The organism is Kitasatospora sp. NPDC005748, assembly GCF_040630735.1.
Classification (GTDB): Bacteria; Actinomycetota; Actinomycetes; order Streptomycetales; family Streptomycetaceae; genus Kitasatospora.
The window spans coordinates 253433-277992 of record NZ_JBEXYD010000001.1; the positions used below are offsets into that span (position 1 = coordinate 253433).

General features: G+C 73.8%; 23 protein-coding genes. 13 read left to right on the plus strand and 10 right to left on the minus strand.

The window, feature by feature from the left end; translation table 11 throughout:
* Positions 1–45: 45 nt before the first annotated feature.
* The 5 genes from ABZ495_RS00945 to ABZ495_RS00965 all read right to left on the minus strand — a co-directional run bounded on the left by ABZ495_RS00945 (position 46) and on the right by ABZ495_RS00965 (position 5416).
* Entirely contained in the window at positions 46–1581 is a 1536-nt protein-coding gene (locus ABZ495_RS00945; protein WP_359833796.1) for a M1 family metallopeptidase, read from the minus strand.
* A gap of 163 nt (positions 1582–1744) precedes the next feature.
* Positions 1745–2617, minus strand: a complete 873-nt coding sequence (locus ABZ495_RS00950) for a sulfurtransferase (protein WP_359803889.1) — start codon at positions 2615–2617, stop codon at positions 1745–1747.
* Between the two features lie 76 nt (positions 2618–2693).
* A complete protein-coding gene (locus ABZ495_RS00955) occupies positions 2694–3773 on the minus strand; it encodes a class I SAM-dependent methyltransferase (protein ID WP_359833798.1) in 1080 nt (359 codons plus the stop codon).
* Positions 3774–3988: 215 nt separating this feature from the next.
* Positions 3989–4315 (minus strand): hypothetical protein, encoded by a 327-nt coding sequence (locus tag ABZ495_RS00960; RefSeq protein WP_359833800.1) that lies wholly within the window; start codon positions 4313–4315, stop codon positions 3989–3991.
* Positions 4316–4477: 162 nt separating this feature from the next.
* Positions 4478–5416 (minus strand): polysaccharide deacetylase family protein, encoded by a 939-nt coding sequence (locus tag ABZ495_RS00965; RefSeq protein ID WP_359803886.1) that lies wholly within the window; start codon positions 5414–5416, stop codon positions 4478–4480.
* A 174-nt stretch (positions 5417–5590) separates the two neighbouring features.
* On the opposite strand from ABZ495_RS00965, the gene ABZ495_RS00970 reads away from it, so the two are divergent.
* Positions 5591–6445, plus strand: coding sequence for an SAM-dependent methyltransferase (locus ABZ495_RS00970; protein WP_359803885.1), 855 nt, complete (start codon positions 5591–5593; stop codon positions 6443–6445).
* Between the two features lie 47 nt (positions 6446–6492).
* Here the strand turns inward: ABZ495_RS00970 and ABZ495_RS00975 are convergent, their stop codons facing one another.
* On the minus strand, positions 6493–7362 hold the full coding sequence (locus ABZ495_RS00975) for a DNA-formamidopyrimidine glycosylase family protein (RefSeq protein WP_329486455.1): 870 nt from the start codon (positions 7360–7362) through the stop codon (positions 6493–6495).
* Positions 7363–7563: 201 nt separating this feature from the next.
* Between ABZ495_RS00975 and ABZ495_RS00980 the strand changes: the two genes are divergently transcribed.
* From ABZ495_RS00980 to ABZ495_RS00995, 4 genes are all read left to right on the plus strand, one after another.
* Positions 7564–8034 carry an SRPBCC family protein gene (locus ABZ495_RS00980; RefSeq protein ID WP_359833802.1) on the plus strand — a complete coding sequence of 157 codons (471 nt, stop codon included), beginning with the start codon at positions 7564–7566 and terminating at the stop codon, positions 8032–8034.
* A 98-nt stretch (positions 8035–8132) separates the two neighbouring features.
* Positions 8133–8792, plus strand: a complete 660-nt coding sequence (locus tag ABZ495_RS00985; RefSeq protein ID WP_359833804.1) for a hypothetical protein — start codon at positions 8133–8135, stop codon at positions 8790–8792.
* Between the two features lie 95 nt (positions 8793–8887).
* Positions 8888–9718 (plus strand): thioredoxin domain-containing protein, encoded by an 831-nt coding sequence (locus tag ABZ495_RS00990; protein ID WP_359803881.1) that lies wholly within the window; start codon positions 8888–8890, stop codon positions 9716–9718.
* The gene (locus tag ABZ495_RS00995; RefSeq protein WP_359833805.1) at positions 9715–10341 is read left to right on the plus strand and encodes a vitamin K epoxide reductase family protein; all 627 of its coding nucleotides are present in this window, start codon (positions 9715–9717) and stop codon (positions 10339–10341) included. The genes ABZ495_RS00990 and ABZ495_RS00995 overlap by 4 nt, the downstream gene beginning before the upstream one ends.
* 73 nt (positions 10342–10414) lie before the next feature.
* On the opposite strand, the gene ABZ495_RS01000 is transcribed toward ABZ495_RS00995, so the two are convergent.
* Positions 10415–11413, minus strand: a complete 999-nt coding sequence (locus ABZ495_RS01000) for an adenosine deaminase (protein WP_359803879.1) — start codon at positions 11411–11413, stop codon at positions 10415–10417.
* A gap of 241 nt (positions 11414–11654) precedes the next feature.
* Between ABZ495_RS01000 and ABZ495_RS01005 the strand changes: the two genes are divergently transcribed.
* Positions 11655–11939 (plus strand): DUF6158 family protein, encoded by a 285-nt coding sequence (locus tag ABZ495_RS01005; protein WP_352288819.1) that lies wholly within the window; start codon positions 11655–11657, stop codon positions 11937–11939.
* A gap of 124 nt (positions 11940–12063) precedes the next feature.
* Positions 12064–13452: an NADP-dependent succinic semialdehyde dehydrogenase gene (locus ABZ495_RS01010; protein WP_359803878.1), complete on the plus strand. Its 1389-nt coding sequence runs from the start codon at positions 12064–12066 to the stop codon at positions 13450–13452.
* Between the two features lie 43 nt (positions 13453–13495).
* On the opposite strand, the gene ABZ495_RS01015 is transcribed toward ABZ495_RS01010, so the two are convergent.
* Both ABZ495_RS01015 and ABZ495_RS01020 read right to left on the minus strand, forming a co-directional pair.
* Positions 13496–13777, minus strand: a complete 282-nt coding sequence (locus ABZ495_RS01015; RefSeq protein ID WP_329486470.1) for a hypothetical protein — start codon at positions 13775–13777, stop codon at positions 13496–13498.
* 52 nt (positions 13778–13829) lie between these two features.
* A complete protein-coding gene (locus ABZ495_RS01020) occupies positions 13830–14915 on the minus strand; it encodes a Ku protein (protein WP_359833806.1) in 1086 nt (361 codons plus the stop codon).
* A 155-nt stretch (positions 14916–15070) separates the two neighbouring features.
* On the opposite strand from ABZ495_RS01020, the gene ABZ495_RS01025 reads away from it, so the two are divergent.
* Both ABZ495_RS01025 and ABZ495_RS01030 read left to right on the plus strand, forming a co-directional pair.
* Complete coding sequence (locus ABZ495_RS01025; protein WP_359803876.1) at positions 15071–15280, plus strand: hypothetical protein; 210 nt, start codon at positions 15071–15073, stop codon at positions 15278–15280.
* 180 nt (positions 15281–15460) lie between these two features.
* A complete protein-coding gene (locus ABZ495_RS01030; RefSeq protein ID WP_359803875.1) occupies positions 15461–17710 on the plus strand; it encodes an MMPL family transporter in 2250 nt (749 codons plus the stop codon).
* Between the two features lie 43 nt (positions 17711–17753).
* Here ABZ495_RS01030 and ABZ495_RS01035 read toward each other — a convergent pair whose 3' ends face one another.
* Entirely contained in the window at positions 17754–19013 is a 1260-nt protein-coding gene (locus ABZ495_RS01035; protein ID WP_359833890.1) for a metallophosphoesterase, read from the minus strand.
* A 273-nt stretch (positions 19014–19286) separates the two neighbouring features.
* Here ABZ495_RS01035 and ABZ495_RS01040 point away from each other — a divergent pair, with 273 nt between their 5' ends.
* The 4 genes from ABZ495_RS01040 to ABZ495_RS01055 all read left to right on the plus strand — a co-directional run bounded on the left by ABZ495_RS01040 (position 19287) and on the right by ABZ495_RS01055 (position 24476).
* Positions 19287–20744, plus strand: coding sequence for an amino acid permease (locus ABZ495_RS01040; protein WP_359833808.1), 1458 nt, complete (start codon positions 19287–19289; stop codon positions 20742–20744).
* A 207-nt stretch (positions 20745–20951) separates the two neighbouring features.
* On the plus strand, positions 20952–21893 hold the full coding sequence (locus ABZ495_RS01045) for an EI24 domain-containing protein (protein ID WP_359833810.1): 942 nt from the start codon (positions 20952–20954) through the stop codon (positions 21891–21893).
* A 570-nt stretch (positions 21894–22463) separates the two neighbouring features.
* Complete coding sequence (locus ABZ495_RS01050) at positions 22464–23159, plus strand: lytic transglycosylase domain-containing protein (RefSeq protein ID WP_359833812.1); 696 nt, start codon at positions 22464–22466, stop codon at positions 23157–23159.
* Positions 23160–23441: 282 nt separating this feature from the next.
* Positions 23442–24476, plus strand: coding sequence for a glycosyltransferase (locus ABZ495_RS01055; RefSeq protein WP_359833814.1), 1035 nt, complete (start codon positions 23442–23444; stop codon positions 24474–24476).
* Positions 24477–24560: the final 84 nt, after the last annotated feature.

A 24560-nucleotide genomic window follows, 5' to 3' on the forward strand; every position in this document is an offset into this window, starting at 1 on the left:
ACGGGGGCCCGGCCGACCACTCCACCGGTCGGCCGGGCCGGTGCGTCAGTGCCCCTGCTCGTGGACCGAGTTGGTCTCCTGGATCTTCTTCCACGACTTCGGCTCCGGCAGCTGCGCCTTGGCCGTCGGCGCCAGGGCCGGCGCGCCGGCCGCGCCGGGCGCCGACGCCGCCGGGACGCCCGCCGAGGAGAGGGCCGGCTTCGAGTCGGTGAACAGCCAGGTGTTGAAGAGCTCCCCGAGCGGCTTGCCGGAGATCCGCTCGGCGAAGGCCTGGAACTGCGGGATGGTGGCGTTGCCGTAGCGGCGCTCGGTCGGCCACCCCTTCAGGATCTTGAAGAACTTCTCGTCACCGACGGCGTTGCGCAGCGCCTGGATGGCCACCGCGCCCCGGTCGTAGACGGCTCCGGCGAACTGGTGGTCCGGCCCCGGGTCGCCCGGCCTGACCGTCCAGAAGGCGTCGCCGGTCGGGTAGAAGGAGTAGACGTAGTCGGCGAGCTCCTGTGCGGTGCCCTCGTTCTCGTGCTCGGACCAGAGCCACTGCGCGTAGCGGGCGAAGCCCTCGTTGAGCCAGATGTCGCTCCAGCGCTGGACGGAGACGCTGTCGCCGTACCACTGGTGGGCCAGCTCGTGCACGACGACGGCGGTGTTGGCGCCGCGCGAGAACTGGGCGGGGCTGTAGAACACCTGGGTCTGGGTCTCCAGGGCGTAGCCGGTCCTCACGTTGGGGACGTAGCCGCCGACCGAGTCGAACGGGTACGCGCCGAAGTAGCCGCTCAGCCAGTCCACCACCTCGCCGGTCCGCTCGACGCTGGCCCGCGCCGCGCCGTCATTGTCGCCGAGGTCCTTGCTGTAGGCGGTGGTGACCGGCAGCCCCCCGGGCGTGGTGTCGGTCCTGATGTCGAACTTGCCGATCGCCAGGGTGGCCAGATAGGTCGCCTGCGGCTTGGCCTCGCGCCAGTTGTAGCGCGTCCAGCCGGCCTTGGAGCTCTGGCCGGTCAGCAGGCCGTTGCTGATCGCCTGGGTGCCGTCGGGCACCAGGACGGAGACGTCGAAGGTGGCCTTGTCGGTCGGGTGGTCGTTGCTCGGGAACCACCAGGGCGCGCTCTCCGGCTCGTTGGCCGCGACGCCGCCGTCGGGGGTGCGCAGCCAGGCGGAGAAGCCGTCGCGCTTCACCTCGCCGGGCTTGTCCGCGTAGCGGACCACCACGGTCACCGGGCTGCCCTTGGCGAGCGGCCGGGCCGGGGTGATCTCCAGCTCCGACTCGCCGGTGGCGGCGAACGCGGCCGGGCGGCCGTTGACCAGGATCTCCTTGACGCCGAGCACGAAGTCCAGGTTGAACCGGGTGAGGTCCTGGGTCGTGGTGGCGAGGATGGTGGTGGTGCCTTCCAGTTCGTCGGTCACGGGCTGGTATTTGAGTCGGATGTCGTAGTGCGAGACGTTGTACCCGCCGTTGCCGGCGTTGGGGTAGTAGGTGTCGCCGATGCCCGCGGCGCCCGGGCCGCCCTGGGCGGCGGAGGCGGGGACGGTCAGCAGCAGGGCGAGCGCGCCGGCGGCGGCGGGGACGAGCATTCTCTTGCGCAAGGCGGTCTCCGGGGTCACTGGGACAGTGGGTCGGATCGATCCCTGTCCCGGCGGGCCCCGGCCCACTCCTCCGGGATGAAATGTTCATGAGAAGAAATGAGCCGACATGGCGCCGCCGCGCGCCCGTCACCCCCGACCGCTCGCGACCCGGACCGACCCGGCCTCACGCCCCCAGCGCCACCGGCGCCCGCACCAGCGAGCCGTACTCCGTCCACGAGCCGTCGTAGTTCTTGACGTCCGGGTACCCGAGCAGCTCGGTGAGCGCGAACCAGGTGTGCGCCGAGCGCTCCCCGATCCGGCAGTACGCGATCACCTCGCGGTCCCGGGAGACCCCCTGCCCGCCGTACAGCGCGCGCAGCTCCTCGGCGGACCGGAAGGTGCCGTCGTCGTTGGCCGCCTGCGACCAGGGGATGTTCACCGCGCCGGGGATGTGTCCGGGCACCTGAGCCTGCTCCCGCGGCAGGTGCGGCGGGGCCAGTGCCTCGCCCCGGTACTCGGCCGGCGAGCGGACGTCGACCAGGACGGCGTCGGTGCCGGGCTTGGCGAACACCTCGGCCGTGGCCAGCACCTCGTCGCGCAGCGCCCGCACCTCGGGGTGTTCGGGCCCGCTCAGCCGGAGGGCGCTGTGCTGGTAGTCCATCACCTCCTGGCTGAGCTCCCGCTCCTCCAGCTCCCACTTCTTGCGTCCGCCGTCGAGCAGCCGCACCGGTCCGAAGCCGCGCAGCCGCAGCAGCCAGTAGGCGTAGGCGGCGAACCAGTTGTCGTTGCCGCCGTACAGCACCACGGTGGTGTCGTCCTCCACGTCGGCCGCGCGCAGCAGCTGCTGCACGCCCTCGCGGTCGGCGTAGTCGCGGCCCACCCGGCTGTGCAGGTCGGTGGTCCAGTTCCAGCCCACCGCTCCGGGGATGTGCCCCTGCCCGTACGCCGCGGTGTCCTCGTCCACCTCGACGATGCGGACGGTGCCGTCGTCGAGGTGCCGGGCGAGCCACTCGGTGGGGACCAGCGCCTCGGGGTGTGCGTAGCCGTTGCCGGTCATCGCTGCCCTCCTTCACTCGGACTCTTCGAACCTACGTCCGACCGCAGAGCCCGGCCACCCCCGCCCGCCGTGTCCGCTACCCCTCGGCCCCGGCCGGCCGCACCACGTAGTACAGGTTGAGCACGTCGCCCTCGACCCGCTTCGTCTCCACCGCGCCGAACCCGGCCTCGGCGAGCATCCGGCGGGCCGTCTGCTCGCCCCAGACCGTGCCCAGCCCCGCACCGCCCTCACCGAGCGAGACCGTCATGCAGTAGAAGGTCGACAGCGCGTACAGCGCCGGGGCGAGCGGGTGGTCGATGTTCTCCTCCAGCCGGCTGCTGGCGGCGATGTCGCCCATCAGGAAGACGCCGTCCGGCCGCAGCGCACCGGCGACGGCGGCCAGCGTCCGGGCCGGGCGGGCCAGGTCGTGGATCACGTCGAAGGCGGTGACCAGGTCGTAGGAGCCGGAGAGCGCGGCGGAGTCGGCGACCTCGAAGCGGGCGTTGGCCAGGCCCAGCTCGGCGGCCTCGGCCCGCGCCGCTTCGATGCCGGCCTCCGAGATGTCGACCCCGGTGCAGCGGCTCTCGGGGAAGGCCCGGGCGATCAGGTTGACGGCGTGCCCCTGCCCGGTGCCGATGTCGAGGGTGTCGATCCCGGCCCGCAGCCGCTCGGTCAGCCCGGGCACGAGCGGGAGGATGGCCTCCACCAGGGCCACGTCGTACACCCGCCGCGACTCCTCGCCCTGCAGGGCCTGGAACCGCGGGTACGCCGAGTAGGGCACCCCGCCGCCCTTCCGGAAGGCCTCCACCACCTGCTGCTCGACCTCGCCCATCAGCGCCAGGTACTGCATCAGCCCGGCCATGTTGTCCGGGCCGGCCGCCCTGGTCAGGGAGGCCGCGTGCTCGGGCGGCAGCGCGTAGGTGGACCGCTGCGGGTCGTAGTCGACGATCCCGCCGACCACCATGGCGCCCAGCCACTCCCGGACGTAGCGCTCGTTCAGCCCGCCGGCGCGGGCGATCTCCTCACTGGTCGAGGGGGCGAGCCCGGCCATGGTGTCGAAGAGCCCGGTCTGATGGCCGATGCTGGCCATGAATCCCAGGCAGGCGTCGTTCAGCAGGTGCAGGGTGCGCCCCGCGAACTCCTCTTGCCGGACCGGATCGAGTGCCGAAGCGGACATCATTCCTCCTCCGCCGTCGGAGCCGACGCGAACCCCTCCCCCGGCCACGCTACGCCGCCCGCCCGGCCGGGGCCGGTCGGCGGCGGCCGCACGGATCGGCGCGGGTCGGCGGCGGCCGCACGGACCGGCGTGGGTCGGCGGCGGCCGCACGGACCGGCGCGGGGCGGCCGGGCGATGACGACCGGGCCGCCCCGCGCCCACCGGGGTCGGCCGGCTCAGGAGAAGACGACGGACCGCAGGTGGAGCCGGTTGCCGTACTTCTTGCCCGGGAGCATCACGAAGAAGACGTCGCCCGCGCAGTCGAAGTCGAGGTAGGCCGTGGCCGTCGAGCGGGTGTGGTTCTCGGGCGCGAAGGCCGGAACGCCGGTGGTGGCACCCGGGAGGTCGACGCACTCGCCGCTCACCGGGTCGGCCAGACCGGTCTCCGCCCCGCGGCCGACCTTGTAGAGGAAGTCACCGGTGGCCGCACCGGCGGAGGCGGGTACCGCGAGGACGAGGGCGATGGCGCTGGCGGCGGCGAGCGTGGCGTTACGGAGACGCATGGGGGAGGGGCCTTTCAGGGCGGTACCCACGGGTACCGGGGTAACTGATGCGAGAACACCCTAGAAGCCCAAAAAGAGCAGAAACGGTTCTTCCAATCCACTCTTTCGAGTGGTTTAGACGGAAATGCCGCTACCTGGCACCACTCCCCCGCACATGCGTCCTCACCCCGGCGGTGCGGTGAAGTAGTACCCGGAGTCAATCAGCACCGGCAGGTACGCCTTCAGCGCGGCCACCGTCTGCGAACGGTCGCCGCCGCCGTCGTGGTTGAGCACGATCGCGCCCGGCCGGACGTCCTTCAGGATCCGCTCGGTGATCACCGAGGTGCCCGGCCTGGCCCAGTCGCGCGGATCCACCGACCACCCCATCGACCGCATCCCGAGCGAGGCGCTGACCTTGAGCGCGGCCGTGGACCAGTCCCCGCCGGGCGCGCGGAACCAGGTCGGCGGCTTCCCGGTGGTCCGGTTCAGCAGGTCGGAGGTGCGCTCCAGTTCGTCGCGCACCTTGCCCTCCGAGAGGCTCCGCAGATCCGGGTGGGTCCAGGTGTGGTTGGCGATGTGGTGGCCGCGCGCCGCGATCTCCCGGACCAGCCCGGGGTGCTCGACGGCGTTCTCGCCGATCAGGAAGAAGGTGGCCCTGATCCGGTACTGCTCCAGCAGGGCCAGCACGGTCGGGGTGTGGCGCGGGTCCGGGCCGTCGTCGATGGTGAGGGCCACCACCCGGCGTTCGGCGTCGAGTTCGTACACCGGCTTGCTCTCGGCGGCCGTCAGCACCCGGGGCGCGGCGACCGGCGCGACCGAGGCGGCGGGTGCGGAGGAGGCGGGGGCGGCGGGCGCCGAGGCGGGGCCGGCCGCGGAGGCAGAGGCGGAGGGGGCGGGCGAGGGAGCGGCGGAGGGCGGGGCCGAGGCGGCCGAAGCCGTCGCGGCGGCGGCGGGCACGGCGGCGGGCCCGTCCGAGGCCGCACCGGCGGCCTCGGCACCCGGCGCGGCGGCGGCCGCGCCGTCCACCCCCTCCGACCCCCGGCAACCGGCGACCCCGAGCAGCGACATCCCGGCCGCGACCAGTAGCAATCTACGCGAAGTAATCTGACGATCAGACAGCATGATCGATGCTTCCCCCGCGAACCGTCACGCCTCCCACCGGCAACTCCGACGGCCCCCAGCATCACTCCGACGGCCCAGCCCCACCGCACCCCGGCGGACCGGGCGACCACCGCCCCGACCGGACCGCTACGCTGACCTCCCCAGTGTGATGATCTGTCTTCAGAGGACGTGGCCATGACGACAAGTCAGGACTTCTCCGACCAGGCCCAGGACGACGCCGTCGAGCTGAGCGAGTGGCAGCGCTTCGGCGTCGACACCAGCGCTCCGCACTCCGCACGCGTGTACGACTACTGGCTGGGCGGGAAGACCAACTTTCCGCCGGACCGCGCCATGGGACAGGCCATCGAGCAGGCCGTCCCCAGCGTGAAGGCGATGGCCAAGGAGAACCGGGCGTTCCAGGGCCGCGCCGTCCGCTACCTGGCCCGGGAGCAGGGCATCCGGCAGTTCCTCGACCTCGGCACCGGCATCCCCACCTCGCCCAACACCCACGAGATCGCCGAGGCGGTCAGCCCCGGCACCCGGGTGGTCTACGTCGACAACGACCCGATCGTGCTCGCCCACGCCCGGGCACTGATGGTCTCCACGCCCGCCAGCCGCACCACCTACATCCACGCCGACCTGGGCAAGCCCGCCGAACTGCTCGGCGACCCGGCGCTCACCTCCACGCTGGACCTCGACCGGCCGGTCGGCCTGCTGATGATCGCCGTCCTGATGCTGGTCGCCGACGAGGACGACCCGTGGGCCAAGGTCGCCGCGCTGCGCGACGCGCTGCCCAGCGGGAGCTGTCTGGCGCTCACCCACCCCACCCAGGACTTCGACCCGGCGAGCGTCGCCAAGGTCGCGGAGGCGGCCCGGGCCGGCGGGATGACCCTCGTCCCGCGCACCCGTGACGAGGTCGCCGCGTTCTTCGACGGCTGGGAGCTGATCGAGCCCGGGGTCGCCCCGGTGATGGGCTGGCGCCCGGACGGCGAGCCGCCGGCCGACCCGACCGCCGCCTACTACTGGGGCGGCGTCGCCCGGAAGCCGTAGGCGCGCCCGTCGGCACCCCCCGGGGCGGGCCGGCCCCGGGGGCCCCGCTATTTCAGCAGCCTCGACAGCCGCCGGTCCGCGAGCGGTTTGCCGCCGGTCTGGCAGGTGGGGCAGTACTGCAGCGAGGAATCGGCGAACGACACCTCGCGCACGGTGTCCCCGCAGACCGGGCACGGCTGCCCGGTCCGGCCGTGCACCCGCAGGCCGAGCTTCTTCTCCGCCTTGAGGTCCCCCGCTGCCAGCCCGCGGGAGCGCTCCACCGCGTCGCGCAGGGTGGCGCCGAGCGCCTCGAACAGCCGGGCCCTCTCGTCCTCCGTCAGGCTCGACGCCAGCTTGTACGGCGACATCCGGGCCGCGTGCAGCACCTCGTCCGAGTAGGCGTTGCCGACCCCGGCCAGCACGCCCTGGTCCCGCAGCACGCCCTTCAGCCGGCGGCGCTCGCCGCTCAGCAGGGCGGTGAAGTCCGCCAGGGTGAAGCCCGGGTCCAGCGGGTCCGGGCCGAGCCGGGCGACACCGGGGACGGCGGCCGGGTCCGTCACCACGTACACCGCGAGCCCCTTCTTGGTGCCCGCCTCGGTGAGGTCGAAGCCGTCCCCGTCGGGCCCCTCCAGCCGCACCCGCAGGGCGAGCGGGTTCTTCCCGCCCGGGCGCGGGGGCTCGGCCGGCAGGCTGTCCTTCCACCGGAGCCAGCCGGCCCGGGCCAGGTGGACGACCAGGTGCAGGCCGCCGGCCTCGATGTCGAGGAACTTCCCGTGCCGGGTGACGGGGCCGACCGTCCGCCCCTCCAGCGCCGTCACCGGCGGGTCGTAGGTCTTCAGGGCGCTGATGGCCACCGGCTGCACCCGGGCGATCACCCGCCCGGTCAACCGCTCGGACAGGAAGGCGCTGAGGGCCTCGACCTCGGGCAGCTCCGGCATGCGCCCAGTGTCGCGCAGACCTCCGGCCCCCGCCCGCCGGTCGCCTCCCGGTCGTCCGGTCCTCCCGGCCGTCCCGGTCGTCCCGGCCGTCCCGGTCGTCCGGTTACCGCCGCTCTCGTTGCCCCGCGGCGGCCGGTGGGCGCAGGCTGGAGGTGCCCCGCACCACCGCAGCGCCCGAGCCCGGGAAGGTCCGGCCCCCTCATGAGCACGCTCGAAGAGCAGATCGACATCGATGCCCCGGTGCTGGCGGCCTGGGAGCAGCTGCACCGGGTCCACGACTACCCGCGGTTCGTGGGCGGGGTGCGCAGCGCCTACCCGCACGGCACCAGCCTCGCGCACCTCGGGGTGGAGATCGGCGGGACCGAGCGCGACGTCGAGACCGAGATCACCGACCGGGGCCGGGGCCGGGTGATGGCCTGGCGGACGCTGAACGGCCCGCGGCTGCACGGCGCGTTCGCGCTGCTCCCGCTCGACCGGAGCCACACCCGGCTGCAGATCCGCGTCGAGTACGACCCGGAGGCGGTGCAGCAGGTGTTCGGCGGGCCGCGCGGCTTCGCCCAGGCCGGTGCGATCGAGCGGGTGGTCCGTGCCGACCTCGAGCTGTTCCGGGAGATCGTCGAGGCCCGGACGGCCGCCGCCCGCCCCGGGCCGGCTGCCGAGAGCCCTCGATAAGGATCGAATAAGCCCAGCTCAGAGCCGGTGGTGAGGATCTTCACAGGAGTCCGTCGGCCAGGTCGTCCACCGTTCAACCTGTGGCAGACTCGGATGCCATGAGTACCGGCCCGGCCACCAGGACGCTTCGCGCGGCGATCTTCGCCGCGCTGGTCGTGCTGCTCGCCGGGCTCGGCCAGGTGCTGGTCACCGGACGCCCGCTGCCGCTCGGCACGCTGGCCGTGGCCGGCGGCGCCGTCTTCGCGGTGGCGTTCGCCCTGGCCGGATCCGAGCACGGCTTCCCGGCGATCGCGGCGGTCTTCCTGCCGCTGGAGCTGGGCCTGAGCGCGCTGTTCGACTTCGCCCAGAGCACCTGTCCCTCGCTCCCGCCCGGCTCCGCGCGCGGCTTCGAGCCGCTGCTGTGCGGCGGCGGCTCGCTCGGCGGGATCCTGCTGGGCCACGGTGTCTCCCGGTCCGCCGGCCTGCTGGTGCTGCTGGCACTGCACGGCGCGATCGCCCTGGCCGCCGCCTTCTGGCTGCGCCGCGCGGACGCCGCGCTGAGCGCGTTCGCCGCCTCCGCCCGGGTGCTGGGCGACTTCGCCCGGCGCTTCCCGGCCGCCGCCGGCCACTGGCTGCTGCTGCTCGCGGCGCCCGTCCCGGCCCGGCCGCTGGTGCGGATGCCGTTCCCGCGCGCCAGCCGCGTGCGCGTCCCCGTCGAGGACGTCCTGCTCAGCCCCGCCGTCCGGCGTGGGCCTCCGGTGCCCGTCCCGGCCTGCTGAGAGCACTCTCCCGAGCGTTTCCCGGCCGGTCGTTCTCGCCGCGCGCCCGTGCGCGCCCGCCCGTCACCGACCGAGAGCACAGGACGACACCCGCCATGAGCAAGAAGCCCCAGCCGATCAACGCCAGGACGACGAACACCCGGGCCGCCAGGAGCGAGGCCCGGCGCGCCGCCACCGAGCGGATGCGCGAGGAGCGCGAGCGCACCGAGCGGTCGGCGAGGATCCGCCGCCGCACGATCGTCGGCGCCGCCTCCGCCGCCGTGCTGGCGCTGGCTGCCGGTGTGGCCTTCGCCGTCGGCGGCTCCTCCGGCCCGGCCGACACCGCCGCGGCCGGGCCGCTGGTCGTCCCCGCCAACGCGGGCGGCGCCGACGGCACCGTGATCACCTACGGCAGGGCCGACGCCCCGCACACCCTGGAGATCTACGAGGACTTCCGCTGCCCGTACTGCGAGCAGCTGGAGACCACCAACGGCAAGACCGTCCAGCAGCTCGCCGACGACGGCACCTACAAGATCGAGTACCACCTGGCGACGTTCCTGGACCAGGGCCTGGGCGGCAAGGGCTCTCGCACCGCGCTGGCCGCCGCCGGGGCGGCCCTCAACGAGGGCGTCGACAAGTTCAAGCAGTTCCACGACGTGCTGTACGCCAACCAGCCCGACGAGCGCAACGACGGCTTCGCCGACGCGAACCGGCTGCTGGAGCTCGCCGAACAGGTCCCGGGGCTGAAGACGGACGCCTTCGTGAAGGCCGTCCAGGACGGCACCTACGCCCCGTGGGCCAACCAGGTGAACAAGGCCTTCGACAAGAGCGGGGTCACCGGCACCCCCACGGTGAAGCTGGACGGTACCAAGCTCGACGTCTTCACGAACGGCGCGCCCGTCACTCCCGAGCGCTTCACCGCGATGGTCAAGCAGGTGACCGGGTGACGGCCGCCGGTACGGTCGCCGCACCCGTGCGCGGCCACGGCGCGAGCCGGCCGTTCGCGCTCCTGCTGGTGATCGGCGGCGCGATCGGGATCTTCGCCTCGGCCGTCCTCACACTGGACAAGATCCGGCTGCTGGAGGACCCGTCGTACGTCCCCAACTGCAACATCAACCCGATCATCAGCTGCGGCTCGATCATGCGCAGCGACCAGGCCGAGGCCTTCGGCTTCCCCAACTCGCTGCTGGGCCTGGTCGGCTTCGCCGTGGTGATCGCGATCGGCGCCGGCCTGCTGGCCGGGGCGACGTACCGGCGCTGGTTCTGGCTCGGCCTCCAGGCCGGGACGGTGTTCGGGATCGGTTTCGTGACCTGGCTGATGTACCAGGCGCTGTACCGGATCGGCGCGCTCTGCCCGTACTGCATGGTGGTCTGGGCCACCATGATCCCGCTGTTCTGGTACACCACCCTGCACAATCTGCGCACCGGCGTGATCCCGACCCCGCGCGCCCTGCGCCCGGTGGTGCGGGAGGCCGCCCGCTACCACTGGGCGGTGCCGGCGCTCTGGTACGCGGTGATCGTGCTGCTGATCCTCGACCGGTTCTGGTACTACTGGCGCACGCTGGTCTGAGCCTTCCACCGGCTCCGGGCCCGTCGCGGCCCGGAGCCGGTGCCTCCGGATTCGATGCCCCCGGGGTCGGGGCTCAGACGCCGGCCGGCTCGAACGCGTAGGCCGCCACCTCGGCCAGCAGCGCCGCCCGGCGGTCCTCGTCCAGGAACGAGGCGCGGAAGGAGTTGGCGGCGAGCAGGCGCAGCGTCTCGGGCGCGAGCGCGAGGGCCCCGGCCACCGCACGGAAGTTGTCGTCGACGTAGCCGCCGAAGTACGCCGGGTCGTCGGAGTTGACGGTCACCAGCAGGCCGGCCGCGAGCATGGCGGGCAGCGGGTGGTCGGCCAGCGTGTCGACGCAGCGCAGGCGCACGTTGGAGAGCGGGCAGAGGGTGAGCGGGATCTGCTCGCGGACCAGGCGGTCGACCAGCGCCGGGTCCTCCAGGCAGCGCAGACCGTGGTCGATCCGCTCGACCCCGAGGATGTCCAGGGCCTCGGTGACGTACGAGGCCGGGCCCTCCTCCCCCGCGTGGGCGACCCGGTGCAGCCCGGCCTCGGCGGCGCGCCGGTAGACCTCGCGGAACTTGGCCGGCGGGTTCCCGACCTCCGCCGAGTCGAGTCCGATCCCGGTGATCCGGCCGAAGTGCGGCCGGGCGGCCTCGAAGGTCTCCAGCGCGGACTCGGCGGACTCGTCCCGCAGGAAGCACATGATCAGCCGGGTGCTGACGCCGTACCGCTCCTCGCTGCGGTCCAGGGCCCGCCCGAGGCCCTCCACCACCACGTCCAGCGGCACCCCGCGGGCGGTGTGCGCCTGCGGGTCGAAGAAGATCTCGGCGTGCCGCACCCCCTGCCCGGCGGCCCGGGCCAGGTACGCGTCGGCGAGGTCGGCGAAGTCCGCCTCGGTGCGCAGCACCGTCATCAGCGCGTAGTAGAGGTCCAGGAAGGACTGCAGGTCGCTGAAGGAGTAGGCCCGGCGGAGCTCCTCGGTGTCGGCGTACGGGAGCGTGACGCCGTTGCGCGCGGCGAGCGCGAAGGCGAGTTCCGGCTCCAGGGTGCCTTCGATGTGCAGGTGGAGTTCGGCCTTGGGCAGCGGCATGGGTGATCGTTCCGAGTTCTGGGAGGGAAAGAAAGGGACGTCGGGATAGTCATCGTACGATCCGGTCACCCGATCACCACCTCGCCGGGCCCCCGTGGGCGGCGGCCGGGCCGCACGCCTCGCGAAAGCCCCCGGGGGCGACGACACTGCCGGTACGGGAGTCCCCTCGGCACGCCGGTGTACCGGCCGCGGTCGGGGGCACCCGGGTACGGGGGGATTCGCGCCGAGGAGGTAGTGGACCATGCGGCACCCGGACGACGCTCCGCACACCAGGCCCGCGGGGATCTCCCCGCACGCCCTGGGCAACGACACCCTGCTGCACGAGCTGGAGCAGCTGCACCGGACCAGGCACGAGACCTTCCTGTACGGGTCGGAGGAGGCCCTGAAGCGGCACACCCTGCGGACCGGGCAGCTGGAGGCGGAGTACCTGCACCGGTTCCCGAACCGGCTGGTCACGGCCGGCCGGACCAGGGCGGGCGCCCGCGCCCGGGAGGCCGCGGCGCGGGTGGAGTCGCTGCCGGAGTGAGGCCGCGGCGGCCGGCGTCCGGCGGGACACGCCGGGCGGCGGTGGTGCGCTCGGGGCGGGGTGTCGGCCAGGGTGGAGCAACGACTCCGGAGCAATCCCCCACGGACACCTGGGAGCCCACCGCATGGCCATCGCAAGCGTCAACCCCGCGACCGGCGAGACCCTGGAGACCTTCGAAGCGCTGGACGCCGCCGGCATCGAGCAGCGGCTGGCCCGCGCCGAGGCGGCGTTCCAGTCCTACCGCACCACCTCCTTCGCGTACCGCGCCGAGCTGCTGCGCCGCGCCGCCGACCTGCTGGACGCGGACCTGGAGTCCGTCGCCCGCACGATGACCGAGGAGATGGGCAAGCCGCTGGCGGCCGCCCGCGCCGAGGCCGCCAAGTGCGCGAAGGCGATGCGCTGGTACGCCGAGAACGCCGAGGGGCTGCTCGCCGACGAGCACCCCGCCCCGGCCGACGTCGCCGACTCCGGCGCCGCCCGGGCCTACGTCCGCTACCGCCCGATCGGGGCGGTGCTGGCCGTGATGCCGTGGAACTTCCCGTTCTGGCAGGTGATCCGGTTCGCCGCGCCGGCCCTGATGGCGGGCAACGTCGGCCTGCTGAAGCACGCGTCCAACGTCCCCCGGACGGCGGTGGCCCTGGAGGAGCTGTTCCGCCGGGCCGGATTCCCGGAGGGCTGCTTCCAGACCCTGCTGATCGGCTCGGGCGCGGTGGAGGGCGTGATCCGCGACCGCCGGGTGGCGGCGGTGACACTGACCGGCAGCGAGCCCGCCGGGCGGGCGGTGGCGGCGACGGCCGCGGACGAGGTGAAGAAGGCCGTGCTGGAGCTGGGCGGCAGCGACCCGTTCGTGGTCCTGCCGAGCGCCGACCTGGACGCCGCCGTGGCCACCGCCGTCCGGGCCCGGGTGCAGAACAACGGGCAGTCCTGCATCGCCGCCAAGCGCTTCATCGTGCACACCGCCGTGTACCGGCCGTTCACCGAGGCGTTCACCGCGGCCATGCGGGCGCTGACCGTCGGCGATCCGATGGAGGAGGCGACCGAGGTCGGCCCGATGGCCAGCAGCCAGGGGCGGGACGACCTGGAGGAGCTGGTCGAGGACGCCCGGGCGCACGGGGCCGGCGTGGAGTGCGGCGGCCGCCGCCCCGCGGGCCGGGAGGCCGGCTGGTTCTACGAGCCGACGGTACTGACCGGCATCACCCCGGCGATGCGGATCCACCTGGAGGAGACCTTCGGCCCGGTCGCCACCGTCTACGAGGCCGCCGACCTGGACGAGGCGGTGGCGCTGGCCAACGACACGCCCTTCGGGCTCAGCTCCAACGTCTGGACCACCGACCCGGCCGAGCAGGAGCGCTTCGTCCGGGACATCCAGGCCGGCGGGGTGTTCTTCAACGGCATGACGGCCTCGCACCCGGCCCTGCCGTTCGGCGGCGTCAAGCGCTCGGGCTTCGGGCGCGAGCTGAGCGGCCACGGGATCCGGGAGTTCTGCAACATCACCACCGTCTGGGTGGCCTGACGGCGGCCGGGGCGGGGCCGTCCGGGCCCCGCCCCGGCCCGGGTCAGGCGGCCATCCGGTGCCTGCCCTGGCCGGGCGTCATCCACCGGGCGACCATGCCGCACAGCGCGATCAGCGTGACGCCCCACACGATGCTGAAGACGATCAGCCAGGGCAGCGAGGTCACCTGGGACCCGACGGCGCCGAGGCCGAGCGAGAGCGCGAGCATCAGCACCACGGCCGTCGGACCGAGACTGAGCAGGCCGTGCCAGGCCCGGTGCGCCAGGCTCGGGTGCCGCGGCGCGTCGGGGCCGGTGTCGAGCGCCTTGTAGGTCAGTAGGTCCATCTGGGATCGCCTCCGGACGTCGGGGACTGCCGGTGATCAGCTCACCAAGGCCTCACGAGACCTTGCGGGGAGCTGCGGACTTCCTGCTGGTGGTCTTCTTCGCGGCCGCGGCCGGCTTCGCGGTGCCGGCCGCGGCCCTGGTGGTGGCCCTGGTGGCGGCCCGGTCCGCGGTGGCCCGGCCGGTGGCCGTCCCGGGAGCCGTCGCCTTCTTGGCCGCCGCCTTCCCGGCGGGCGCCTTCCCGGCCGCAGCCTTCCCGGCGGGCGCGCGCTTGCGGGGTGCCGGGGCCTCCACCGGGGGCAGCTCCTCCACCGCCGGGCCGGCCTCCGGCTCGGCGCCCGGCCCGGCCCGGCGGCCGCGATGGGCGCCCTTGGCCTCCTTGAGACTGCTGCGCAGCGCCGCCATCAGATCGATGACGTTGTCCGGAGCCTCGCCGGGCTCCTCCTCGTGCGGCACCTCGACGCCCTGGATCCGGGCCTCGATGACCTGCTGCAGCGCCTGCTGGTAGTCGTCGTGGAGCTGGGAGAGGTCGAAGTCCTCGGAGAGCGTGTCCATCAGCGAGCGGGCCATCTTCAGCTCCTGCGGCCGCACGGTCACCTGCTCGTCGGGCGCGATCCCGGCCGCCGGGCGGACCTCGTCGGGCCAGATGCAGGTCTGCAGCACCAGCGTCCCGTCGTGCACCCGCAGCACGGCCGGCGACTCCCTGGTCCGCAGCGCGATCTTGGTGACCGCGATCCGGCCGGACTCGGTGAGCGCGTCGCGCAGCAGCGCGTACGGCTTGGCGGCGGCCTTGTCGGCGACACCGACGTAGTAGGCCTTGGAGAACATCAGCGGGTCGATCTCGGCCGCGTCCACGAACGCCAGCACGTCGATGACCTTCTTGCTGGGCAGCGGCAGCTCGGCGAGGTCCTCGTCGGTGAGGGTGACGGTCCGCCCGTCGGGTGACTCGTAGCCCTTGGCGATCTCCGCGTAGGGGACTTCCTTCCCCTCCTGCTCGCAGTACCGCTTCATCCGCACCCGGCCGCCGTCCTTCGCGTGCACCTGGTGCAGCGGGACGTCGTGCTCCTGGGTCGCGGAGTACAGGTGGACGGGGATGCTGACCAGCCCGAAGCTGATCGTCCCCTTCCAGGTGGTCTGCATGGGGTGTCGCCCCTTCCCGGACGGTCCCCCTCCCGGAGATTTCCACTGTGCCCGGATTCACCCCGATCGGCCACACGGTCCCGGTCCGGGCCGACGCGGCGGGCCGGACCGGGCCGGACCGGCGGACAATGGGCGGGAGCCGAGGAGGTGGCGCCATGCCGGGGACGCGCCCGCCCCCGCCGCCGGAGCGGACCACGTACGTCGTGTCGTACGCCGTGGCCGGGGAGCCCGGGGTCCGGCGGGCGGAGGTCACGGTGGTGCCCGGGTACTCGCAGGAGAGCGACATCCCGCGGATCCTCGCCGCCCGCCTCACCGGGCGGCCGGAGGGCGCGCGGATCGTCCTGCTGGAGCTGCGCCCGGCCTGAGGTTCCGGCCGGGCGCGGGGGCGGGCCGACGGGCCCGGGCTGGACCCGCCGAACGGAGGCACCGGGGCGTGTCAGCGGGTGATCGCCCCGGATCGCCCGGCACCGCTCCCTAGCATCGGGACTCCGTGGTCCCGCCCGACCAGGCGTGACGGAACGTCACCCCCGGCCCCAGGAGCGTTCATGCCCTCGTCCTCGGGCGGCCCCGCCCGCGTCCCCGGCCCGGCCCGCCCCCCGCAACCGCCCCGGCGCGGCGCCCTGCGGCGACTGGGCGAGTGGTGCGCGCGCCACTCGGTCCTGGTGATCGTGCTCTGGCTGGTCGCCCTGGCCGGCGTCCAGGTGATCGACCGGGCGGTCGGCGGGACGTTCTCGGACGACTTCTCGCTCTCGGACACCCAGGCGCAGGAGGGCCGCAACGTCCTCCAGGCGCACGAACCGGCGGCCGGCGGCACCAGCTCCCAGGTGGTGCTCCACGACAGCCAGTCACTGACCGGGTTCCAGAGCCAGATCGACCAGGTGGTCGGCTCGCTGAGCGCGCTGCCGCACGTGCAGTCCGCGCAGAGTCCGCTGCCGCCCGCCGGCCAGCCCTCCCCGCCCGGCGGACCGCTCGCCGCGGACGGCCTCACCGGCTACCTCACCGTCCGCTTCGACGTGAACCCCACGACCCTCGGCGACGACTACCTCGACGGCGTCGACACCGCCGTCGCCCCGTTGCGGGCGGCCGGGGTGGAGGTCGAGTACGGCGGGCCGCTGGGCGAACTGGCGCGCCCGGTGGCCGACGACCGGGTCAGCGAGCTGATCGGCTTCGGGGTCGCGATCGTCGTTCTGCTGATCGGCTTCGGCAGCGTGATCGCGGCCGGCCTGCCGCTGGTCACCGCCCTGATCGGGGCCGTCGTCGGCCTCGGGGTGCTCGGCCTGCTGGCCGCCGCCACCACCTTCGCCACGGTCGCCCCCACCCTGGCGACCATGATCGGCATCGGCGTCGGCATCGACTACGCGCTCTTCCTGCTCACCCGGCACCGACAGGGCCTGATGGACGGCAAGGACCCGGTGGCCTCCGCCGGGCACGCCGTGGCGACCAGCGGCCGGGCGGTGCTGGTCTCCGGCTGCACCGTGGTGATCGCGCTGGCCGGTCTGGTCGTCTCCCGGGTCAACTTCATCGCCAAGCTCGGCGCCGCCGCGGGGGTGACGGTGATCTCCGCCGTCCTCGCCGCACTCACCCTGCTCCCGGCCCTGATGGGCCTGATCGGCCGCCGGATGGACCGCTGGACGGTGCATTCGCCGGTCGCCGAGACCGGCGTCGCGCCCGGCGAGGAGATCACCGGGACGTGGCACCGCTACGCCCAGCGGGTGGAGCGCCGCCCGTGGTGGTTCCTGGCCGCCGGGGTGGTCGTCGTCGGCGTCCTCGCCATCCCGCTCTTCTCCATCCAGCTCGGCCACATCGACGACGGGGCCGACCCGACCACCTTCACCGACCGGCGCGCCTTCGACCTGATGTCCGACGCCTTCGGCCCCGGCTCCAACGGCCCGATCACCGTGGTCGTCGACCAGAGCGCCGTCGCGGCCGACGCCCGGCCGGCGCTGCTGAGCTCCGTGCAGCAGGCGCTGGCCGGCACGCCCGACACCTCCGGCGTCACCCCGCTCCAGACCAGCTCCGACGGCGACGTGCTGTTCGACACCGTCACCCCCGCCCAGCGGCCGCAGGACGAGCAGACCACCCAGCTGGTCGGGCACCTCTCCGGCACCGTCCTGCCGCAGGCCGTGGCGGGGAGCGGCGCCAAGACCTATGTGACCGGCACGACGGCCGCCCAGGTGGAGTTCGCCGACATCGTGGCCGCCCGGCTGCTGCCGATCATCGCGGTGGTGGTCGGCCTGGCCTTCCTGATCATCCTGGCCGTCTTCCGGGGCCTGCTGATCGCGGTGAAGGCGGCCGTGCTCAACCTGATCTCCATCGCCGCCTCCTACGGCGTCCTGGTGGCGGTCTTCCAGTGGGGCTGGGGCGGGCCCGCACTGGGGGTCGCCGGAACGGTCCCGATCGAGAGCTACGTCCCGATGATGATGTTCGCCATCGTCTTCGGCCTCAGCATGGACTACGAGATCTTCCTGCTCTCCCGGGTGCACGAGGCCTGGCTGAGCACCGGGGACAGCCGGGGCAGCGTGGCCCACGCCCTGGAGATCACCGCCCGGGTGATCACCTGCGCGGCGCTGATCATGGTCAGTGTGTTCGCCGCCTTCATCGTGAGCGACAACATCGTGATCAAGATGATGGGCCTCGGGCTGGCCGTCAGCGTGCTGATCGACGCCACCGTGGTCCGGCTGCTCCTGGTCCCGGCCGTGATGACCCTGCTGGGCCCCGCGGCCTGGTGGACGCCCCGCTTCCTGGACCGAGTGCTCCCGCACCTCGACACCGAGGGCGAGGGCGAGCGGGCCTGAGGGTGGCGGGGTGGGCCGGGCGGGCCGGGCCGGGCCGCCCGGATCAGGCCTGGAGCGAGGCCAGCGTGACGATGGTGATGTCGGACGGCGCGCCGACCCGGACCGGCGGGCCCCATGCCCCGGCCCCGCGGGTCACGTACAGCTGGGTGTCGCCGTACCGTTCCAGGCCGGCGACGGTGGGGTTGGCCAGTTCGGCCAGGTAGTTGCCCGGCCAGAGCTGGCCGCCGTGGGTGTGGCCGGAGAGCTGGAGGTCGACGCCGTGCCGGACGGCGTCGTGGATGGTGACCGGCTGGTGCGAGAGCAGCACCGAGGTGCGCGCCCGGTCGCGGTCGCCGAGCGCCTTGTCGAAGTCCGGGCCGTCGCCCTCGGTGCGCCCGGCGATGTCGTTGACCCCGGCCAGGTCGAACCCGGCGAGCTCCACCCGGGCGTTCTGCAGCGGGTGGACGCCCAGCTCGCGGACGAAGTCCACCCACGGGGCCGCGCCGGAGAAGTACTCGTGGTTGCCGGTGACGAAGTACGCGCCGTCCCGCGCCCGCAGCTGCGCCAGCGGCTCCGCGGCACGCCCGAGTTCGGCGACCGAGCCGTCCACCAGGTCACCGACGATCGCGATCAGGTCGGGCTGCGCGCCGTTGATCGTGTCGACGATCCGCCGGGTGTGCTCGCGCCCGAGGATCGGGCCCAGGTGGATGTCGCTGACCACGGCGATCCGGTAGCCGTGCGCCCGCGCGGGCAGCTTCGCCAGCGGCACGGTGACCTGCTTCAGACGCGGCCCGCGCAGCACCCCGTAGGTGCCGGTGCCGACCACGGCGGCCGCCGCGCCGGAGGCGCCGATCGCGAGCGTCCGGGCGACGAAGAGCCGGCGCCCGGGCGAGGGCGCGGTGGTCGGCACCGGCGCGGCGGCGGCCGGCTCGGCTGCGTCGCCGTCCGCCGCCGCGGGGGCGGACGCGGATGCGGGGGCGGCCACCGGCTCCAGCGGGGCCTCCGCCCGCGGCCGCGGCAGCCGGAGCAGCAGCGGGCGGAGGGCCTCGCCGACCGCCACCGCCATCAGCAGGTAGAGCAGCACCGCCAGCCAGAGGTAGCCCGGCCAGGCCAGCCAGCGTTCGACGGACATCGGCAACCCCCGCCCGCCGACCAGCGCGCCCAGCGAGAGCAGCGGCAGCACGACGGCCAGCACGGTGCCCGCCCGGCGCCACCGACCGCCGGGAGCGGAGACGTCGCGCACCAGGCGCCGCCAGAGGTACCAGTGCGCGAGGGCCAGCACGGCCAGGACGGCGAGGACGCCGATCACCACGAGGACGATCATCACGCCGCCAGTATGAACGCCCGCCCGGCCGGCGCCGACGACGGCCCCCGAGGCCGCCGGACGGCTGGCGCTGTGTCAGATTTGAGCTTTCCACCACCCCGGTCCACCCGCTCTGACCTGGTGCTTTGTGTCCGCTGAGCGAACAGTTCCGAAGGCCTTGTTCCGATACTCGTAGGTAGAAGTTAAGTTGCACCGCAATGCGCGGGTCCGTCCCCCACCCTCCGGCGTTCGAGCCGAGGGGCAGCCGCGCGGGAAAGGCACAGGGCACCCTCGATGAGTGCGGAAACCACCACCTCGGCCGGCTCGCCGCCGGCCGATGCCGCTCCGCAGCAGCAGAAGCAGCTCCAGCACGGTCAGGGCGCCGACGGGCACCTGAAGGCCGGGCTCAAGAACCGCCACCTGTCGATGATCGCGATCGGCGGCGTGATCGGGGCCGGCCTGTTCGTCGGCTCCGGCGCGGGCATCGCGGCCACCGGCCCCGGCATCCTGCTCTCCTACGCTCTCGCCGGCGTGCTGGTCGTCCTGGTCATGCGGATGCTCGGTGAGATGGCGGCGGCCGACCCGCAGAGCGGATCGTTCTCGGCCTACGCCGACCGGGCGCTCGGCCGCTGGGCCGGCTTCTCGATCGGCTGGCTGTACTGGTTCTTCTGGGTCGTGGTGCTGGCCGTCGAGGCCACCGCCGGGGCGAAGATCCTCAACAACTGGGTGCCCGGCGTGCCGCAGTGGGCGTTCGCACTGATCGTGATGGCGGTGCTGACCGCCACCAACCTCTTCTCGGTGGCCTCCTACGGCGAGTTCGAGTTCTGGTTCGCCGGCATCAAGGTGGTGGCGATCGCCGCCTTCCTGGTGATCGGCACGCTCGCCGCGTTCGGGCTGCTGCCCGGCACCCACGCGGTCGGCACGGAGAACCTGACCGGCCACGGCGGCTTCCTCCCGCACGGTGTGGGCGCGGTCTTCACCGGCATGCTCACCGTGGTCTTCGCCTTCATGGGCAGCGAGATCGTCACCCTGGCCGCCGGCGAGTCGGAGGACCCGGAGAAGGCGGTCAGCAAGGCCACCAACAGTGTGATCTGGCGCATCGGCATCTTCTACCTGGGTTCGATCCTGCTGGTCGTGACCCTGCTCCCGTGGGACTCGGCGGCCGTCAAGGGCAGCCCCTACGTCGCCGTGCTGGAGCACGTCGGCATCCCGGGCGCCGGCCAGGTGATGGACGTGATCGTGCTGACCGCCGTGCTCTCCTGCCTCAACTCGGGGATGTACACCGCCTCCCGGATGGCCTTCTCGCTGGGCCAGCGCGGCGACGCCCCCAAGGCCTTCGCCTCGGTGACCAGCCGCGGCGTGCCGCGGATCGCGATCCTCGTCTCGGTGGTCTTCGGCTTCGTGGCGGTGTTCTTCAACTACACCTCCCCCGACACCGTCTTCTCCTTCCTGCTCAACTCCTCCGGCGCGGTGGCGCTCTTCGTCTGGCTCGTGATCTGCTTCTCCCAGTTGAGGATGCGCAAGATCATCGAGCGCGAGACGCCCGAGCGCCTGACCGTCCGGATGTGGCTGTACCCCTACCTCACCTGGACCGCGATCGGCATGATCGGCTTTGTGATGGCGTACATGTTCACCGACGCCGACGGGCGGAAGCAGATGTACCTGTCGCTGGTCGCCGCAGCCATCGTGCTGACGGCATCGGCCGTGGTGGGCCGCAGGCGACGGGCTGCGGCAGTGACGCCGGCTGCCTGAGCCGTCGCGCCGCCCGCACGCCGGGCCCGGGAGCCGTTGCGGAGGCTCCCGGGCCCGGTGGCGTTTCCCGGCCCGGCGCCCGGGGGCCGGGCCCGTCTCCGGCGCGTGGTGCGATGTCCGGCCCGGTGCCCGGCGGGCCCGCCCCCGGTACCGGATCAGGACGGGACGGAGATGACCCGCCGACGCCCAGCCCCTACCCTTCCCCCTATGCGAGATCTTGCAGCGGGGTTGGGGTACCTGGCCAAGGGCCAGAAGTGGGTGGGCCGGCACGGCCGCTGGTGGGGTTTCGGGATGCTGCCCGCGCTGATCACCCTGGTCGGGTACGTGGTGGCGCTGGTGTTCCTCGGCGGCTGGTCGGAGGAGCTCGCCGAGTGGGCCACCCCGTTCGCCGACGGCTGGGGCTCGCCCTGGCAGGGCCTGCTGCGCACCGCCCTCGCCGCGATCGTCTTCGGCGGCGGGCTGCTGATCTCCGTCATCACCTTCACCGCCGTCACGCTGCTGGTCGGCCAGCCGTTCTACGAGTCGCTCTGCGAGAAGGTCGACGAGACCGAGGGCGGCGCGCCCACCCCGCCGGACGTGCCGCTCTGGCGCGAGCTGGCCGTCTCGGCGCGGGACAGCCTCTACGTGCTGGTCCGGGTGGCCGGGTTCGGCGTCCTGCTGTTCGCCTGCGGGTTCATCCCGGTGGTCGGGCAGACGCTGGTGCCGGTGGCCGGGTTCCTGGTGTCCGGCTTCTTCCTCACCGTCGAGCTGACGGCGGTGGCCCTGCAGCGGCGCGGCGTGCCGCAGCGCGAGCGGATCCGGCTGCTGCGCTCCCGGCTCGGGCTGGCGTTCGGCTTCGGCGTGCCGCTGATCCTGGGCTTCCTCGTCCCGTTGGTGACCGTCCTCGCGATGCCCGGCGCGGTGGCCGGTGCCACCCTGCTGGCGCGCGACCTGGTGCCGGTGGAGGACGCCGAGGACGAGCCGAACGAGCAGGACCGGCAGGACCAGCAGGAGCAGCAGGACCAGGCGGACGACGCGGGCGGGGCACCCGGGGTGCCCGGGTACGGGCCCGGGTACGGCGAGCAGCGACCGGTGCCGGGGAACCCGTACGCGACGGGCCCGGAGCCGGTCCGGCCGTACGGGGGGCCGGACCCGTACTCCTCCCGCTGAGGGCCGGGGGCGCGGAGCGGTGACCGTCCGGTCACCGCGCGTCGCACCGGGGCCGCCGCGCTGTGAAGCCGCCCACACGGCTCCGCGCTGCTACTGCCCTCGATAGTTGTCGCCGGGCCGCGGTCCGCCCACGCAGCCGCGGAGCGGCGCCGCCCGGCCGTGCCGGCCCAGTGGCCGACCCCGGAGCGGACGGCGAAGAACGCAGGCCACCGCGCCGATTCACCCCCGGCTCCGTCGGACCGGCGCTCGACCGGCCGTCGGTCGACGGGATCGGACCCCCCACCTCGAAGCGCCCGGCCGCGGCCGGGCGCTTCGCCGTTCGGGCCGCCCCACCCACTACCCGCCGTAGTAGCCGCTGCCTTTGCCGCTCCCGCCGGGCTCTGCGAAGAATGGCCAGTCGCCAGGCAGCGCGAACCGGTCCGTCCGCCGCGCGTCCCGCCCGCCCCGCCGTCACGGCCGGGGTGCCATGGCCGTCCCGGACGGCATCGCGGGCCCTGTCCGCCCGTGTCCTCGTGCCGGAGCCCCCGTGCTCCCCGGTACGGCCCCCGACGGAAAAGGATCGTCCGCTCCATGCAGCTCAGCCATGCCCGCCGCAACTCGCTGATCACCGGTATCACCACCCTCGTGGTGGCGGGTGCGGCCACCGCCGCCCTCGCCGTCCCGCAGAGCGGCGGCAGCGTCGCCGAGGCGGCCGCCCCGGTGGCCGGTGTCTCCGTGGACGGGCAGCCGGTGGCCGCCCAGGCCGACCCGGCCGCGGCCGACGCCGCTGCTGCGGCCGCTGCCCAGGCACAGGCGCAGGCCCAGGCACAGGCCGAGGCGGCCGCCGCCGCGCAGGCCCAGGCCGCCGCGCAGGCCCAGGCCGAGGCGAAGGCCCAGGCCGAGGCGAAGGCGCAGGCGGACGCCAAGGCCAAGGCCGACGCGGAGGCCGCCGCCTCCCGCTCGCAGGAGCGCGCCGCGCTCAACGCCAAGCCCACCTACTCCGGCAGCGCCCGTGAGATCGCCGCCCAGATCGTCCCGGCCGGCCAGCTGCAGTGCTTCAGCAACATCGTGTCCCACGAGAGCAGCTGGAACCACCTCGCCGTCAACGCCTCCTCCGGCGCCTACGGCCTGGTCCAGGCGCTCCCCGGCTCCAAGATGGCCTCGGCCGGCGCCGACTGGCGCACCAACCCCGCCACCCAGATCAAGTGGGGCCTGGACTACATGAACTCCCGGTACGGCAGCCCCTGCGGCGCCTGGTCCTTCTGGCAGAGCCACCACTGGTACTGAGCCGACCCGGCCGGTAGCAGCCCCGAGGACCCCGCGCGGCAGACCCGCGCGGGGTCCTCGGCCTTTCCGCACCGCGAGGTCCGGGACCGCGCCGCGACCGGCCCGTCCGCGCGGGCACCGGCGCCGTCGTCGGATCCGGCCGGCGGCGCCGCTCGACGTGGACACGCCCGGCATGACGGGTGAAGATATGGCGCACGCTCGTACGATTTGACGCGGATTGATCAGAATTACCGACCGTCAGGGCTTTGCCACCTTCCGGCCGCGCTCCTACGCTCCGGCCTCATGCCCTCTCCCCTGATCAGCGTCGTGCTCCCCGCCTACGACCAGCAGAAACAGCTGGCGGAATGCCTCGACTCGCTCCTCGCGCAGTCCTTCCGCGACTTCGAGGTCATCCTGGTCGCGGACCGTTCCCCCGAGACCCCGGCCGATCTCGCCGACGCGTACGCGGCGCGGCACCCGCAGGTCTCGGCGCTGCGCCTCAACGCCGCCGTCGGCGTGGGCGTCAGCCGGGACGCGGGCGCCGCCCGGGCGACCGGCGAGTACCTGCTCTTCCTCGACGCCGACCACCTGCTCCCCCGGGACGGCCTGCGCTCGCTCGCCGACCGGCTGGAGCAGACCGGCCCGGTGGACGTGCTGCTGTTCGGGCACACCCGGCGGCACGGCGGGCGCGACTGGCCGGGCGGCGCGGAGGCGGTGCTGGCCGAGGCCGGGCCCGAGGTCACCGGGCCGGCCGCCCGTCCCGAGCTGCTCGGCGCGCCCGCGCTGATCTGGGACCGGCTGCTGCGGCGCGACTTCTGGCAGGGCCGCGCGCTCGCCTTCCCGGACGGCCGCTACGAGGAGATCCCGGCCGTGCACCGGGCCATGCTGACCGCCGGGCGGATCGCCGTGCTGCCGCGCGCCTGCGTCCAGCTGCGGCGGCGGGAGACCGTCCACCCGGCCGGCTCGCCCGGCAGCAGCCAGTTCGACATCTTCGACCAGTACGAGCGCAGCTTCGCCCTGCTGGACGAGGTGGCAGCCCGACAGCCGGAGCTGGAGGCCGTCCGCGACGCCCTGTTCACCCGGATGGTCCGGCACTACCTGTTCGTGTTCGACCTGGCCGGGTGCGTGGCGCGGGCCGAGCGGCCCCAGTTCTTCCACCGCGCCGCCGAGCACCACCGCCGCTTCCAGCCGGCCGGGCACCGGCGGCCCGGCGGGCGCGAGGGCGTGAAGTTCTCGCTGCTGGCCGGCGGCGCCTACCCGGCCTTCGAGATGGCCAAGCTCTCGCACATCGCCAAGGGCACCCTCACCGGCTCGGCCCGCCGCCGGGCCTCGGCCTGAGCCGGACGGCCCCGGGCCGGGAGACCGGACGTCCGTCCGGCGGAGCCGGAGCCGGTGTGCGGCCGACACTCCGTCGGCCGCACG

What these genes read in the sequence shown, in the direction of transcription:
- ABZ495_RS01015 (WP_329486470.1), bottom strand. Translation starts at nt 13,777, where the DNA reads ATGGACCTACTGACCTACAAGGCGCTCGACACCGGCCCCGACGCGCCG.
- ABZ495_RS00955 (WP_359833798.1), bottom strand. Translation starts at nt 3,773, where the DNA reads ATGTCCGCTTCGGCACTCGATCCGGTCCGGCAAGAGGAGTTCGCGGGG.
- ABZ495_RS00970 (WP_359803885.1), top strand. Translation starts at nt 5,591, where the DNA reads ATGACGACAAGTCAGGACTTCTCCGACCAGGCCCAGGACGACGCCGTC.
- ABZ495_RS00985 (WP_359833804.1), top strand. Translation starts at nt 8,133, where the DNA reads ATGAGTACCGGCCCGGCCACCAGGACGCTTCGCGCGGCGATCTTCGCC.
- ABZ495_RS01010 (WP_359803878.1), top strand. Translation starts at nt 12,064, where the DNA reads ATGGCCATCGCAAGCGTCAACCCCGCGACCGGCGAGACCCTGGAGACC.
- ABZ495_RS01040 (WP_359833808.1), top strand. Translation starts at nt 19,287, where the DNA reads ATGAGTGCGGAAACCACCACCTCGGCCGGCTCGCCGCCGGCCGATGCC.
- ABZ495_RS01055 (WP_359833814.1), top strand. Translation starts at nt 23,442, where the DNA reads ATGCCCTCTCCCCTGATCAGCGTCGTGCTCCCCGCCTACGACCAGCAG.
- ABZ495_RS00990 (WP_359803881.1), top strand. Translation starts at nt 8,888, where the DNA reads ATGAGCAAGAAGCCCCAGCCGATCAACGCCAGGACGACGAACACCCGG.
- ABZ495_RS01035 (WP_359833890.1), bottom strand. Translation starts at nt 19,013, where the DNA reads ATGATCGTCCTCGTGGTGATCGGCGTCCTCGCCGTCCTGGCCGTGCTG.
- ABZ495_RS00965 (WP_359803886.1), bottom strand. Translation starts at nt 5,416, where the DNA reads ATGCTGTCTGATCGTCAGATTACTTCGCGTAGATTGCTACTGGTCGCG.
- ABZ495_RS01020 (WP_359833806.1), bottom strand. Translation starts at nt 14,915, where the DNA reads ATGCAGACCACCTGGAAGGGGACGATCAGCTTCGGGCTGGTCAGCATC.
- ABZ495_RS01030 (WP_359803875.1), top strand. Translation starts at nt 15,461, where the DNA reads ATGCCCTCGTCCTCGGGCGGCCCCGCCCGCGTCCCCGGCCCGGCCCGC.
- ABZ495_RS00960 (WP_359833800.1), bottom strand. Translation starts at nt 4,315, where the DNA reads ATGCGTCTCCGTAACGCCACGCTCGCCGCCGCCAGCGCCATCGCCCTC.
- ABZ495_RS00980 (WP_359833802.1), top strand. Translation starts at nt 7,564, where the DNA reads ATGAGCACGCTCGAAGAGCAGATCGACATCGATGCCCCGGTGCTGGCG.
- ABZ495_RS01025 (WP_359803876.1), top strand. Translation starts at nt 15,071, where the DNA reads ATGCCGGGGACGCGCCCGCCCCCGCCGCCGGAGCGGACCACGTACGTC.
- ABZ495_RS01045 (WP_359833810.1), top strand. Translation starts at nt 20,952, where the DNA reads ATGCGAGATCTTGCAGCGGGGTTGGGGTACCTGGCCAAGGGCCAGAAG.
- ABZ495_RS01005 (WP_352288819.1), top strand. Translation starts at nt 11,655, where the DNA reads ATGCGGCACCCGGACGACGCTCCGCACACCAGGCCCGCGGGGATCTCC.
- ABZ495_RS01000 (WP_359803879.1), bottom strand. Translation starts at nt 11,413, where the DNA reads ATGCCGCTGCCCAAGGCCGAACTCCACCTGCACATCGAAGGCACCCTG.
- ABZ495_RS00950 (WP_359803889.1), bottom strand. Translation starts at nt 2,617, where the DNA reads ATGACCGGCAACGGCTACGCACACCCCGAGGCGCTGGTCCCCACCGAG.
- ABZ495_RS00975 (WP_329486455.1), bottom strand. Translation starts at nt 7,362, where the DNA reads ATGCCGGAGCTGCCCGAGGTCGAGGCCCTCAGCGCCTTCCTGTCCGAG.
- ABZ495_RS01050 (WP_359833812.1), top strand. Translation starts at nt 22,464, where the DNA reads ATGCAGCTCAGCCATGCCCGCCGCAACTCGCTGATCACCGGTATCACC.